The organism is Streptomyces sp. NPDC000410, from assembly GCF_040300305.1.
Lineage (GTDB): Bacteria > Actinomycetota > Actinomycetes > Streptomycetales > Streptomycetaceae > Streptomyces.
In genome coordinates, this window is record NZ_JBEPDM010000019.1 from 1 (window position 1) to 13,165 (window position 13,165).

The window sequence follows — 13,165 nt, forward strand, 5'->3', positions numbered from 1 at the left end:
ACCCCCCAGGCCATGCGTTCGACAGGGGGAGAAAGTCATGCCAACTCCGGAGGCCGGGCGCCCCATTGCGGGACCACCAAGAAGGTAATGGGGAGGATGGGGCCGCCTGCCCCGGCGAGCAGGCGGGCCCGGTCAGCCGATGGGGCGGTGGACGTTTTCTCCGGTCGCCGGGCCCGGGGTCGCGTCCGCGATCCAGGGGCCGTCGCCGCTGGGGTCGACGATGCCGTCCTCGAGCCAGGTGTACGCGCCGGCGAGCACGCCGTTCACGACCCTCCGGTCGAGCTCGTCGGTGTTGGACCACAGCCGGCCGAAGAGTTCCTCGACCCGCAGCCGCGACTGCCGGCAGAACGCATCCGCCAGCTGGTACGCCTCGCGCCCGTGCGCCCCGGTGAGCCGCAGGTGCTCGGCCCGTACGCACGCCGCGCTCATCGCGAAGAGCTCCGCTCCGATGTCCACGACACGGCCGAGGAAGCCCTGCTTGGTCTCCATCCGGCCCTGCCACCTGGACATCCCGTAGAACGTGGAGCGGGCGAGCTTGCGCGCCGCGCGCTCGACGTAGCGCAGATGCGTGGACAGGTCGGCGTGCCTGGCCGGGTGGAACTCGGCGTACGAGCGCGGCAGTTGACCCGGCCCGGCGACGAGTTTCGGCAGCCAGCGGGCGTAGAACGCCGTCGCCTGGGCACCGGCCTTCGCCTTGTCCCCGAGGGACTTGTCCGGGTCGATGATGTCCCCGGCGACCGAGAGATGCGCGTCGACCGCCTCGCGGGCGATCAGCAGGTGCATGATCTCGGTCGAGCCCTCGAAGATCCGGTTGATGCGCAGATCCCGCAGCATCTGCTCGGCGGGCACGGCCCGCTCACCTCGCGCCGCCAGCGACTCGGCGGTCTCGAAGCCCCGCCCGCCGCGGATCTGGACGAGTTCGTCGGCCATCAGCCAGGACATCTCGGAGCCGAACAGCTTGGCGAGGGCCGCCTCGATGCGGATGTCGTTACGGTCCTCGTCCGCCATCTGGGAGGAGAGGTCGACGACGGCTTCGAGAGCGAAGGTCGTGGCGGCGATGAAGGAGATCTTCGCGCCGACGGCCTCGTGTTTGGCGACCGGCTTGCCCCACTGCTCCCGTACGGCCGACCACTCTCGGGCGATCTTCAGGCACCACTTCCCTGCGCCCACGCACACCGCGGGCAGCGAGAGCCGCCCCGTGTTGAGCGTGGTCAGGGCGATCTTGAGGCCGGAGCCCTCGGGGCCGATGCGGTTGGCGGCGGGGACGCGGACCCGGTGGAAGCGGGTGACGCCGTTCTCGATGCCGCGCAGGCCCATGAAGGCGTTGCGGTTCTCGACGGTGATGCCGGGCGATCCCGCCTCCACGACGAAGGCGGTGATGCCGCCCTTGTGGTCGTCGGACCTCGGTACCCGGGCCATGACGACGAGCAGGTCGGCGACCACGCCGTTGGTGGTCCAGAGCTTGACGCCGTCGAGGACGTAGTCGTCACCGTCGGGGACGGCCGTGGTGGCCAGGCGCGCCGGGTCCGAGCCGACGTCCGGCTCGGTGAGCAGGAACGCCGTGATGTCGGTACGGGCGCAGCGCGGCAGGAAGGCTTCCTTCTGCTCCGGGGTGCCGAAGAGCTTCAGCGGCTGCGGCACGCCGATCGACTGGTGCGCGGAGAGCAGCGCGCCGACGGCCGGGCTCGCGGTGCCGATGAGGGCCAGGGCCTTGTTGTAGTAGACCTGGGTGAGGCCGAGCCCGCCGTATTTGGGCTCGATCTTCATCCCGAGGGCCCCGAGCTCCTTCAGCCCGCTGATCACCTCGTCCGGGATCCGGGACTCGCGCTCGATCAGCGCTCCGTCGATCCTCGTCTCGCAGAAGTCGCGGACTTTGGCGAGGAACTGCTCGCCGCGCTGGACGTCCTCGGGGGCCGGCATGGGGTGCGGATGGATCAGGTCGAGCCGGAAGCGGCCGAGGAACATCTCCTTGGCGAAGCTGGGCTTGCGCCAGCCCTGCTCGCGCGCTGCCTCTGCGACCTGGCGGGCTTCCCGCTCGGAGACCTTGGGGGCTGCCTGAGGTTGCGGTTTGGATGGGGCGGACATGAGGGACTCACCTCGCCGCGGCGTAGGGGGCGGCCGGACGCAAAGGATGTACCGTCCGGTGCTGCTCAATTACTACTCATCCGTATGTACCCGACCTGGGAGCGCCCCACCAGTCCTCCGGGTCCGGCCGGGTGTACGCGTGCGCCGCGCACACGATGCCGCGTACGCCGCGCACGAAGCCGCGCACACGAACCCGTGCACACGAAGCACGAAGCCGCGTACACGACGCACGAAGCCGGGCACACGAAGACGGCCGGAGCCCCCGCACAGTGGGCTCCGGCCGTCGGCTCGGGTGGTACTAGAGGGCCAGTCCGGTCAGGACCAGGACCCGCTCGTACGTGTAGTCGTCCATCGCGTAGCGCACGCCTTCGCGGCCCACGCCGGACTGCTTGACGCCGCCGTACGGCATCTGGTCGGCGCGGTAGGACGGGACGTCGCCGACGACGACGCCGCCGACCTCCAGCGCCCGGTGGGCGCGGAACGCCGTCTGCAGGTCGCGGGTGAAGACACCGGTCTGCAGGCCGAACTTGGAGTTGTTGACCTCGGCGAACGCGGCCGCCTCACCGTCGACGCGGTGCAGCGTGAGGACCGGGCCGAAGACCTCCTCGCAGGCGAGGGTCGCGTCGGCCGGAACGTCGGAGATCACGGTCGGGGCGTAGGTCGCGCCCTCGCGCTTGCCGCCGGTGAGGAGCGTGGCGCCCTTGGCGACGGCCTCGTCGACCCAGGCCTCGACGCGCTTGGCGGCGTCCTCGCTGACCAGCGGGCCGACGTCGGTGGCGTCGCTGGACGGGTCACCGGTGCCCTGCGCCTCGACGGCGGCGACGACCTTCGGGACGAGCCGGTCGTAGACCGACGCGTCGGCGATGACGCGCTGCACGGAGATGCAGGACTGGCCGCCCTGGTAGTTGGAGAAGGTGGCGATCCGGGTCGCCGCCCAGTCCAGGTCCTCCTCGGAGGCCCAGTCGGCGAGGACGACGGCCGCGGCGTTGCCGCCGAGCTCCAGGGTGCAGTGCTTGTGGGGCACGGACTCCTGGATGGCGTAGCCGACCTTGTCGGAGCCGGTGAAGGAGATGACGGGGAGGCGCTCGTCCTTGACCAGGGCGGGCATCTTCTCGTTCAGCACCGGGAGCACGGACCAGGAGCCGGCGGGCAGCTCGGTCTCGGCCAGCAGCTCACCGATGATCAGGCCGGACAGCGGGGTGGCGGGCGCCGGCTTGAGGATGATCGGCGCGCCGACGGCGATGGCCGGGGCGATCTTGTGGGCGCACAGGTTCAGCGGGAAGTTGAACGGCGCGATACCGAGGACGACGCCCTTGGGGAAGCGGCGGGTGAGGGCGAGACGGCCCTGGCCGCCGGCGTCGGTGTCGAGGCGCTGGGCCTCGCCACCGTTGAAGCGGCGGGCCTCCTCGGCGGCGAAGCGAAAGACGGAGACCGCACGGCCGACCTCGCCACGGGCCCACTTGATCGGCTTGCCGTTCTCGGCGGAGATCAGCTGGGCGATCTCCTCGGTGCGCTCGACGAGCCGCTTCGACACGTGGTCGAGGGCAGCGGCGCGGACGTGGGCCGGGGTCGCGGCGAACTCGTCCACGACGGCGTGCGCGGCGGCGACGGCCTCCTCGACCTGGGCGTCGGTCGGCACGCTGACCGTGCCGACGAGCCGGCCGTCCCAGGGGGACGTGACGTCGAAGGTGGCGTCGCCGGTGGCCTGGCGGCCGGCGAGCCAGAAGGCGTGGGTGGAAGTCATGTGCGAGTCCCGGCCCTTCAGAGGTAGAAGTAGTGCGGTGGCTTCTCCTCACAAGGTAGGGCGGCGCGTCCGGAATAGCGTTTGTCCGGCGTGGAGTGGTCAAGCGCGCGGTCTCGTACGGTTTGTTGAATGCGCAGGTCAGCGCCTGCGTTCCGTGCTCACAATCAGGCATACGCCGGCCACGACGACGGCGCCGCCGACGGCGATCGGCCAGGTGAGGCTCTCGTCCAGAATCAGCGCGCCGAGCAGGACGGCGACGACCGGGTTGACGTAGGCGTACGTGGCGACGAGCGAGAGCGGCGCGGAGTGCAGCAGCCAGGCGTACGCCGTGAACGCGATGAGCGAGCCGAAGACGATGAGGTAGGCGAGGGCGGTCCAGGAGCGGCCGGAGACCTGGTCGATCGAGAACCCGTGCTGCTCGCCGCGGCCGAGGCCGACGAGGAGGCAGGCGAGGCCGCCGGCGACCATTTCGTACGCGCTGGCGGCGAAGACGTTCTTGGGCATCGGGATGCGGGACGACGAGAACGATCCGACGGACCACATCACGGTGGCCACGATGACCAGCAGGACGCCGCTGATCCGGACGTCGCCGCTGAGCCCCGGCAGGGTCAGCACGGCAAGTCCCGCGAGCCCGAGGAGTACGCCGGCGTACGCGCCGAGGCCGGGCCGTTCGCCGAAGGCCCTGCGCAGCAGCACCACCCAGGCCGGTACGACGGCGATGAGCAGGGCCGCGAGCCCGGACGGCACGGTGGTCTCGGCGAGGACGACGAGCCCGTTGCCGCCGAGGAGCAGGAGCAGGCCGACCACGGCGGCGGAGGCCAGCTGGGCGGGGGTGGCCCTCAGGGCGGACGGCCCCTGCCGCCAGGCGATGATCGCGGCGAGGATCAGTCCGGCGGTGACGAACCGGGCTCCTGCGGAGAGGAACGGGGGCATGGTCTCGACGACGATGCGAATGCCGAGGTAGGTGGATCCCCAGACGACGTACACGATGGCCAGCGCGCCCCAGACGGGGCCGGATATTCGCCGCCGCTCGGGAGCCGGATGATCGGAGAGCGCGGCCGCGCCGCTCGGTGCGGCGGCCGTGTCGTCTGCCGGGGACGGGGTCCGGCGGGCGGGACTGGTCATGGGCGGGCGGGCTCCTGGGGCGCGGTGACGGTACGGCTGACGTAGGTCCAGCACGAGCGGGGAGGGTGGCATTCCCGCGGGGCGAGGGGAGGGCCGGGGGGCTGGGGCGGACCGCTGCGCGGGGCTTTTTCCCCGCCCCGCCCCTTCCCGCAGTGTCGATGTGCGGCTCCGCCGCGTGGGGGGGCAAGCCCCCCAGCCCCCGGTACGGCCTTCGGCCGTGTCCTCAATCTCCCCCTACTCCCCCTATGCCCTGCGGGCATGGGGGGACCCCCTGGCGGGCGTGGGGGGACCCCCAGACGGGCTGGAAATCCAGCCCCTCCGGCGATTGAGGAGCGGGGGTTCGGGGGCGGAGCCCCCCGCCTACTCCGGCTCCGGCGCCGATGTCGCCTTCAGCGCCAGCCACAGCTCCATCCGCACGTCCGGGTCGTCCAGCGAGCGTCCGAGGATCTCCTCGACCCGGCGCATGCGGTAGCGCAGCGTGTGGCGATGGACGCCCAGGTCCGCGGCGGCCGCGTCCCACTGGCCGTGGCGGGAGAGCCAGGCGCGCAGGGAGGCGACCAGGTCGCCGCGGCCGGTCGCGTCGTGTTCGTACAGGGCGCGGAGCATGCCGTCGGCGAAGGCCCGCACGGCGTCGTCGGCGAGGAGTGGCAGGACCGATCCGGCCGCCAGTTCCTCGTGCTCGACGAGGGCCCTGCCCCGGCGGCGGGCGACCGACAGGGCCTGTTCGGCCTGTTTGTACGCCGCGCCGGCCGCGATCGGGCCGGTCGGGGCGGACATGCCGACGACGAGGCCCGCGTCCTCCGCCTCCCGCTCCGCGTAGGTCTCACAGGCGAGGACGACCGCCCCGGCGTCGGCGGCGAGCACGATCAGCCGGTCGTCGCCCTCGGGCACGGTCAGTACGGCCTCGCCGGAGCGGGCGGCGGCGGACTCCAGGGACTCGGCGAGCGTGTGGACCGGGTGCTCGGCGGCCGGGTCCTGCTCGCCCGCGGGTTCGGCGATCAGCACCCGGAAGGGGGCGTCGAGCAGCCCGCCGTACAGGTCCCCGGCGACGGCCCTCGCGTGGTCCGGCTGCCCGGACAGCATCATCCGCAGCACCGCCGCGCCGAGCCGCTGCTCGGCGGCCTGGAGCGAACGGGAACGTTCCGTCGTGAGCGTCAGCAGCGCGACCGCGGAGTGCACGGCGTACCGCTCCGCCGTACCGAGCGGGGCCCCCGTGCCGACGGCGAGCGCCCCCCGCACCCGTCGCCCGGTGCCCAGCGACTGGAGCTCGACCCGGTCGTCCGTCCCGCCGACGACGGCGCTGGCGGGCGCGGGCCGCTCGCGCAGCCGCTCCACGTCGGCGGTGAGCCGGGCGGCCCGGCGGGTGGCCCAGTCGGGTGCGGCGGCGACGACCGCTCCGGTGGTGTCGTAGAGCGCGGCCCAGCCGTCCACGTGCGAGGCGAGCTTGGCGAGCAGGGCCGCGGGGCCCTCGGCGAGCGCGGCGCGGGTGAGTTCCCGCTGGGCCTCGAAACCGGCGGTGACGGCCCGGTACTGGTCGGCGGCGATGGCGGCGGAGACCGCCTTGCTGATGGCCAGGAACGGAGTGCGGCGCGGCACCTCGAGGAGCGGGAAGTCCTCCTCCTGCGCGGCTTCGAGCAGCGCCTCGGGGATGTCGTCGTAGTTGACCCCGACGGCGAAACCGAGTCCGACGACTCCCGCGCCCGCGAGCCGCCGCACATAGCGGCGCATCGACTCCCGGTCGGCGGCGTCCAGCGTCATCGCGGTGACGAGGAGCAGCTCGCCGCCCTCCATGTACGGCACGGGGTCGGCGAGTTCGCTGACGTGCGCCCAGCGCACGGGTGTCCCGAGCCGGTCCTCCCCCGCGCGCACGGTCAGTTTGAGCGCGGAGTGCTGGACGAGCGAGGCGAGGGTGACCGGCATGGGACCGCGGGCTTTCGACGGAGGCGGGGGACTGGGGGTGGGGGACCGGGGGTGAAGGATTTCGCCGTCCCGTACGAACGGCATACCTCGATTCTGCCACCGCGTACGAGTGCCGGGGGCAGAGCCCGCTCTTCGGCCCGGATCGGCGACCGTGCCACGCGAGCCCGGCAAGCCCGGCACGGTCCGTGGGACACGGCTCTCATTCCCCTACGTCCGCAGATCCACCAGCAGCGGAGGGGCGTGCTCCCCCCGGACCGAGGTCAGGGAGAGTACCGCGTGCCCGGCGGGCACGGAGTGTGCCAGCTCGGATGCCGACCAGCGCTGCCGCTCGACCTCGCGTACGGTCACGGCTTCCGCCGTGGTGGCCTTCCCGGTCACGAGCCGGCGCATGAAGTGCATCGCCTTGGTCAGCGGCTCGTCCGAGATGATCTGCCGGTTGGTGACGTCCCTGGTCTGCACCCATTCGGTGCCCCAGCTCTCCGCGAACCGCCCGCCGTCCCAGGGCGCGAGCCCCGCGAACGCCATCCGGCAGCCGACCGCGCCCAGCAACGCGCCGCGCAGCGCCTCGGGCACGTCCTCCAGGGTGCGCAGGGCGAGGACGACCCCGGCGTGGGCGGACCGCAGCCGCTGGACGGCGCGTACGGAGTCGGCCGTGACGGTGTGCGTCGCGTCGTCGAGGACGAGGCAGGCGAACAGAGACCGGTCGGCGCGGGCGAGTGCCGCCTCCGTGAACTGTGCGAGCAGCAGCCGCGCGATGATCCGGGACGCCTCGGCGTGGCCGCGCTCCGGCAGGTCGACGCGGACCCGCAGCGGGTGCTCGACGGCGCGCAGCGAGAACTGCCGGCTCTCCCCGTCGGTGCGGAAGAAGCGCGCGAAGGCGGGCCGGTCGAGGAACGCGATGCGCTCGGCGAGCAGGACGCCGATGTCGTCGCCGCGCTCGGACTGGCGGGCGCGGGCGTCGAGTTCGCGGAGCTGGGCGGGGTCGCCCGCGACGGCCGCCCGGAGCGCGGCGAGGGCGTCCGGGGCGCCGCCGAGGAGTTCGCGCAGCTCGGGCACGGTCGGGAAGTGCCCGTGGGCGCTGCGGTAGGGACCGATGAGCTGGGCGACCGCGGTCGCGGCGCGGCGGCTGTCGGCGACGAGGTCGCCGACGAGGGCTTCGGCGAGGATCCGGGCGGCCTCGTCCGGGTCGTCGGCTCCGCCGTACAGATCGAGGTCGTGGGTGGCGTCGGGCCTGCCGACGGCGACGACGACGTCGAAGCTGTCGTCGGGGGCGAGGGCCGTGCCCTGCGCGGTGACGGCGACGACGGCGGTGCGGTTGGCGAGCGCCTGGAGGCACAGGGACTCGACGACGGGCCGCACCAGCCGGACGGTCTTCCCCGACCCGGAGGGCCCGACGGCCAGCAGCGAGGTCCCGAGCAGGGCCGGTTCGAGCGCGACGCCGGTGGTGCGCCGGGCGTAGGGGTTGCGGGGGTGGTCGGCGGCGGTGCCGATGCGTACCTGTCCGGTGGCCAGGTCGTGGGCGGCGGTACGGACGGGCAGGTCCCGTACGCCGGAGGGGTGGGCGCAGGCGGCCGCGCCGTCGGCACGTACCGCTCCGGCGAAGGCGGGCAGCCGCTCGGGGCGGGTGCGCACCCCCTGCCAGGCGCGTCGGATGCGGGCGTAGTCGACGTCGCCGAGCAGGCCCTTCGCCGTGGCCTCGGTGAGCGTGCGCGCCGCCTCCTCCAGCCCGGCGGCCCGCAGCTCGGGCCAGTCGGCGGGGTCCGCCTCGGGCCGCGGCGGCGGGGCGGGGACGTCCCGCTTGCGGGCGTACCGGCGCCAGATGTCCGGTACGTGGCCGACGCGGGCGAAGAAGACGAGGAGGCCGCCGCCGACGAGGGCGTAGTAGACGTAGCTGGCCGTCGCCCACAGCGGCGGGTCGGAGCGCCAGGAGTCCGGGGTGAGGACGAGCAGCGGCCAGATCCAGTAGCTGCCGAGGTAGCCGTTCCACAGCAGCGACCACAGCAGCCAGCCCGACAACAGCGCGATGAGCGCGCCCGCGAAGAGCCTCCGGGCCGGGATCAGTTCCGGCTCCTGCTCGGGGCGGGGCCGGTGGCCCAGGCGCCAGATGCCAGGGGCGGCCTGGGGCCGTGGCGTACGCAGCCAGTCCGCGACGGAGGCGCCCGTGACGGGCATCGGGGCGTGCGTGGGGGCCGGGGGGAGGGCGGGCGGCAGCGGCGGGGGGCCCGCGGGGCGGGGCACGGGTCGGGCGCTGTCCGCCCGCGTACCACGTGTCTCGAACGTGCCTTCGGTGTCCATGAACCCCTGCCCCCTGACCAGCCAGGACCGCGCATCTGTGCCACCGTCAATCTAGTGCCCCCGGGCGGGGAGTTCAGCGACCCCGGACGACTGCGCGGGTGAGGGGGTGTCTTGTGGATCAGGCCGGATCAGGGAGCGGGGTCTGGGGCATGGGGTCTCCCCAGGCCCGCAGGGCCTGGGGGACGGATCGCAAGACGGAGGAGGGAGTCTGGGGGTACCCCCGTGCCCGAAGGGCTACGGGGGAGGAGCCATGCCGACCGACGACAACGCAGCGAGGCGCGGTGCCAGGGCACGCGAGCCCGGCCTGATCCACAAGACACCCCCTCGCCCCGTCGGCCGGTCGCCGCCGGGCTGCCGGGCCGTGCGGCCGCGCCGCCCGGCCAGGGTCCGCGGCCGCCCGACGGGCGGACCGGTGACCCGAACGGCCCAGCGGGCCCGGGGCGGCCCGCAGCGGCCCCGGACCGCGCCCCACACCTCGCTATGTCCGTGACGGACAACGACACACCCCCACCACTCCCGAACGGAGCATGCCCGACCCCCCAACCCGGACCTAGCCTGCCAAGAAAGCAGAAGTGTGTCCGAAAGACCCCCAGGAGCCCTCATGACTGCAATCCCGCAGGAGCGCCGCGTCGTCACCGCCATCCCCGGCCCGAAGTCGCAGGAGCTTCAGGCCCGTCGTCTCTCCACGGTCGCGGGTGGCGTGGGCTCCGTGCTGCCCGTGTTCACCGCCAAGGCCGACGGCGGCATCATCGAGGACGTCGACGGCAACCGCCTCATCGACTTCGGTTCCGGCATCGCCGTGACCTCCGTGGGCGCCTCCGCCGAGGCCGTCGTACGCCGCGCCTCCGCGCAGCTGCAGGACTTCACCCACACCTGTTTCATGGTCACGCCGTACGAGGGCTACGTCGAGGTCTGTGAGGCCCTCGCCGAGCTGACCCCGGGCGACCACGCCAAGAAGTCCGCGCTGTTCAACTCCGGCGCCGAGGCCGTCGAGAACGCCGTCAAGATCGCCCGTTCGTACACCAAGCGTCAGGCCGTCGTCGTCTTCGACCACGGCTACCACGGCCGTACGAACCTGACGATGGCGCTGACCTCGAAGAACATGCCGTACAAGAACGGCTTCGGCCCGTTCGCCCCCGAGGTCTACCGCGTCCCGGTCGCCTACGGCTACCGCTGGCCCACCGGCCCGGAGAACTGCGGCCCCGAGGCCGCCGCCCAGGCCATCGACCAGATCAGCAAGCAGATCGGCGCCGAGAACGTCGCCGCGATCATCATCGAGCCGGTCCTCGGCGAGGGCGGCTTCATCGAGCCGGCCAAGGGCTTCCTCCCGGCGATCGTGAAGTTCGCCAACGACAACGGCATCGTCTTCGTCGCCGACGAGATCCAGTCCGGCTTCTGCCGCACCGGCCAGTGGTTCGCCTGTGAGGACGAGGGCATCGTCCCCGACCTGATCACCACCGCCAAGGGCATCGCGGGCGGTCTGCCGCTCGCCGCCGTCACCGGCCGCGCCGAGATCATGGACTCCGTGCACGGCGGTGGCCTGGGCGGTACCTACGGCGGTAACCCGGTGGCCTGCGCCGGTGCGCTCGGCTCCATCGAGACCATGCGCGAGCAGGACCTCAACGGCAAGGCCAAGCGCATCGAGGAGGTCATGAAGGGCCGCCTCGCCGAGATGCGGAAGAACGCCAAGAACGGCGAGATCATCGGCGACATCCGCGGCCGCGGCGCCATGATCGCGATCGAGCTGGTGAAGGACCCGGCCACCAAGGAGCCGAACCCGGCCGCCGCCGCGGCGCTCGCCAAGGCCTGCCACGCCGAGGGCGTGCTCGTGCTCACCTGCGGTACGTACGGCAACGTCCTGCGCTTCCTGCCCCCGCTGGTCATCAGCGAGGAGCTGCTGAACGAGGGCCTGGACGTCATCGAGGCCGCGCTCGCGATCGAGGCCGCGACCGCGACGGTCTGACCACTCCGGTGAGCGCGGGGGCGTGAGCGTGGCCGCGTGACCGCAGGTGTGTGACCGCGAGTAATCACGGCGCGCTCTCTGTGAAGAACGTGTGGGGGGCCAATGGCGGGATGGAGATCCCGCTGTCGGCCCCCTCCCTTCTGCCGTACGGTTTCTGCAGATGAGAGAAACACCCCGCTCGCAGGAGACTGCGGGCGACCCCAGGCCGGAGCCTCCCCAGCCCCGACCTGGTCGTGCCTTCGCGCACACCACCGGAGCTTCGGGCTCCGGATCTCCTCACCGATCGGATGGCCGCCCGCCCCAAACCCCCCGGGGCGCGCGGCAAACCGGTCCAGGCGGCCGCCTCGGAACCACCCCCCCTGTTCCGGGGCGGCCGGCTCTTCTCCTCGTACTCGTCGCCGTACTCATCGCACTGTTCGCGCTGATCACCTGGCAGGTCGTCGCCGGTGGTCCACTGCGCGTGCTGGACGAGCGGGCGAGCCGTGCGGTCGTGGGTGACGGACCGGCCGGGCTCGCCGAATTCCTCGCCGATCTCGGCAATATGCCCGTCGCACTGCCGGTGCTCGCCGCCGCCGTCGCCTACGCGGCCTGGCGCGGCAGACGCGCCCACGCCCTGGCCGCGGTCCTCGCGATGGCCCTCGTCCCCACGCTGGTCGTCCCGCTGAAGGAGCTGACCGACCGGCCGGGCCCGCTGAACCCGGCAACCGGCTACTTCCCCTCGGGGCACGCGGCGACGGCGATGGTGGCGTACCTCGCGGCGGCGCTGCTGGTCAGCCGGTGGCTCTTGCCGGCCGCCGCCCTGCTGACCGCGGGCACCGGTGCCGGGCTCGTCCTGCGCGGCTACCACTGGCCGCTGGACGTGCTGGGCAGCTGGTGCCTGTGCGGGGCGCTGCTCATCGCCGCGTGGACAGCCCCGCGATGGTGGCGAGCCCGGCAGCGTCGGCGGTCGCGGGCCTGAGGCGCATCGGCTGCCTCCTCACCGTGCGGGCAGCATGCCCGGCGACGCCGATCGCGGAACCGAGGCCCATCGGCCGCCTCCCCCACCACCGTGAACAGGCCCCCGACCGCACGAGCCCGCGAGGCCGATCGCGGAACCGCGGCGCCGCCTCCTCACCGCGGGGACGCGGCCACGATCCTCTCGATCTCCGCGTCGGTCGCCGGCCTGAGGCTCGTCAGGATGCCTCGGGCCGCCGCCAGGTCCCCGTCGCGGCTCGCCAGCGTCACGGTGTGGACGAGCCCGTCCCGGCGCAGCCGCAGCTCGCTGCGCGCGTAGCCGGTGTCGTACGCGAAGTCGACCAGCAGTCGGCCCCCACCGTCGTCCGTGCAGCGGATCTTCTCGCCGAAGGGGACCGGGCAGCCACGCGCGTCGGCCCGCTCGGTCTCGTAGCTGTCGCGGCGCACGGTGAGACGCAGCCCCGCCGCGCCCGGCTTGTCGTACGAGACACCGAAGTCGGCCCGGCTCCCACCGCCCGCGCCCAGCGCGTAGCCGGGCGGCGGGTCCCCGACCCGCAGGAAGGCGCGGTCCACACCACTGGTGCCGATCCATTCGTCGGCGGTGGGCGGACGGCCCGCCTCCCAGGCCGCGAACGCCACACCGCCCGCACAGGCCGCCGTCACCACGAGCGTGGCCAGCCTGGCCCGCGCGCCCGGCAGGAAGAGCGCGGCGGCCAGCGCGTAGCAGACCCCGCCGGCCGGGTAGTACAGGGCGCCCAGCTCCAGGCCGTGGTCGCGCCACTGCAGCATCAGGACGCCGAACGCACCCGCCGTGCCCAGCGCGTACACGCCCGCCGCCCACACCCACAGCCCACGCGTCCGGCGCGTGAGCGGCACGAGGGGGCGGGCGACGGTCCCGGCGCCCGCGAACAGCGCGACCGCGAGCGGCACCGCGACGGCGAGGACGACCGCGAGGGCCGTGCCGCCGCTGAACAGCGCGAGCACCACCGCCTGGAACTGCAGGGCGGTGAGCGCGCTGCCCACGAACCAGACGGCCGACAGATATCTCCCCATGCCACATGATCACACCGGGCGGCGGC

Annotated in this window: 8 protein-coding genes; 2 read left to right on the forward strand and 6 right to left on the reverse strand. The window is 73.2% G+C overall.

The window, feature by feature from the left end:
• Positions 1–132: 132 nt before the first annotated feature.
• The 5 genes from ABT342_RS20070 to ABT342_RS20090 all read right to left on the reverse strand — a co-directional run bounded on the left by ABT342_RS20070 (position 133) and on the right by ABT342_RS20090 (position 9,169).
• Entirely contained in the window at positions 133–2,085 is a 1,953-nt protein-coding gene (locus tag ABT342_RS20070; protein ID WP_351575289.1) for an acyl-CoA dehydrogenase family protein, read from the reverse strand.
• A 298-nt stretch (positions 2,086–2,383) separates the two neighbouring features.
• A complete protein-coding gene (locus tag ABT342_RS20075; RefSeq protein ID WP_351575292.1) occupies positions 2,384–3,829 on the reverse strand; it encodes an aldehyde dehydrogenase family protein in 1,446 nt (481 codons plus the stop codon).
• 138 nt (positions 3,830–3,967) lie between these two features.
• Positions 3,968–4,954: an EamA family transporter gene (locus ABT342_RS20080; protein WP_351575295.1), complete on the reverse strand. Its 987-nt coding sequence runs from the start codon at positions 4,952–4,954 to the stop codon at positions 3,968–3,970.
• Between the two features lie 360 nt (positions 4,955–5,314).
• Complete coding sequence (locus ABT342_RS20085) at positions 5,315–6,874, reverse strand: PucR family transcriptional regulator (RefSeq protein ID WP_351575298.1); 1,560 nt, start codon at positions 6,872–6,874, stop codon at positions 5,315–5,317.
• 207 nt (positions 6,875–7,081) lie between these two features.
• Complete coding sequence (locus ABT342_RS20090; RefSeq protein ID WP_351575301.1) at positions 7,082–9,169, reverse strand: type IV secretory system conjugative DNA transfer family protein; 2,088 nt, start codon at positions 9,167–9,169, stop codon at positions 7,082–7,084.
• Positions 9,170–9,770: 601 nt separating this feature from the next.
• On the opposite strand from ABT342_RS20090, the gene gabT reads away from it, so the two are divergent.
• A complete protein-coding gene (gene gabT, locus ABT342_RS20095) occupies positions 9,771–11,132 on the forward strand; it encodes a 4-aminobutyrate--2-oxoglutarate transaminase (protein ID WP_351575304.1) in 1,362 nt (453 codons plus the stop codon).
• 160 nt (positions 11,133–11,292) lie between these two features.
• Positions 11,293–12,090: a phosphatase PAP2 family protein gene (locus ABT342_RS20100; RefSeq protein WP_351575307.1), complete on the forward strand. Its 798-nt coding sequence runs from the start codon at positions 11,293–11,295 to the stop codon at positions 12,088–12,090.
• Between the two features lie 152 nt (positions 12,091–12,242).
• Here the strand turns inward: ABT342_RS20100 and ABT342_RS20105 are convergent, their stop codons facing one another.
• A complete protein-coding gene (locus ABT342_RS20105) occupies positions 12,243–13,139 on the reverse strand; it encodes a hypothetical protein (protein ID WP_351575309.1) in 897 nt (298 codons plus the stop codon).
• Positions 13,140–13,165: the final 26 nt, after the last annotated feature.

What these genes read in the sequence shown, in the direction of transcription:
- ABT342_RS20070 (WP_351575289.1), bottom strand. Translation starts at nt 2,085, where the DNA reads ATGTCCGCCCCATCCAAACCGCAACCTCAGGCAGCCCCCAAGGTCTCC.
- ABT342_RS20075 (WP_351575292.1), bottom strand. Translation starts at nt 3,829, where the DNA reads ATGACTTCCACCCACGCCTTCTGGCTCGCCGGCCGCCAGGCCACCGGC.
- ABT342_RS20080 (WP_351575295.1), bottom strand. Translation starts at nt 4,954, where the DNA reads ATGACCAGTCCCGCCCGCCGGACCCCGTCCCCGGCAGACGACACGGCC.
- ABT342_RS20085 (WP_351575298.1), bottom strand. Translation starts at nt 6,874, where the DNA reads ATGCCGGTCACCCTCGCCTCGCTCGTCCAGCACTCCGCGCTCAAACTG.
- ABT342_RS20090 (WP_351575301.1), bottom strand. Translation starts at nt 9,169, where the DNA reads ATGGACACCGAAGGCACGTTCGAGACACGTGGTACGCGGGCGGACAGC.
- gabT (WP_351575304.1), top strand. Translation starts at nt 9,771, where the DNA reads ATGACTGCAATCCCGCAGGAGCGCCGCGTCGTCACCGCCATCCCCGGC.
- ABT342_RS20100 (WP_351575307.1), top strand. Translation starts at nt 11,293, where the DNA reads ATGAGAGAAACACCCCGCTCGCAGGAGACTGCGGGCGACCCCAGGCCG.
- ABT342_RS20105 (WP_351575309.1), bottom strand. Translation starts at nt 13,139, where the DNA reads ATGGGGAGATATCTGTCGGCCGTCTGGTTCGTGGGCAGCGCGCTCACC.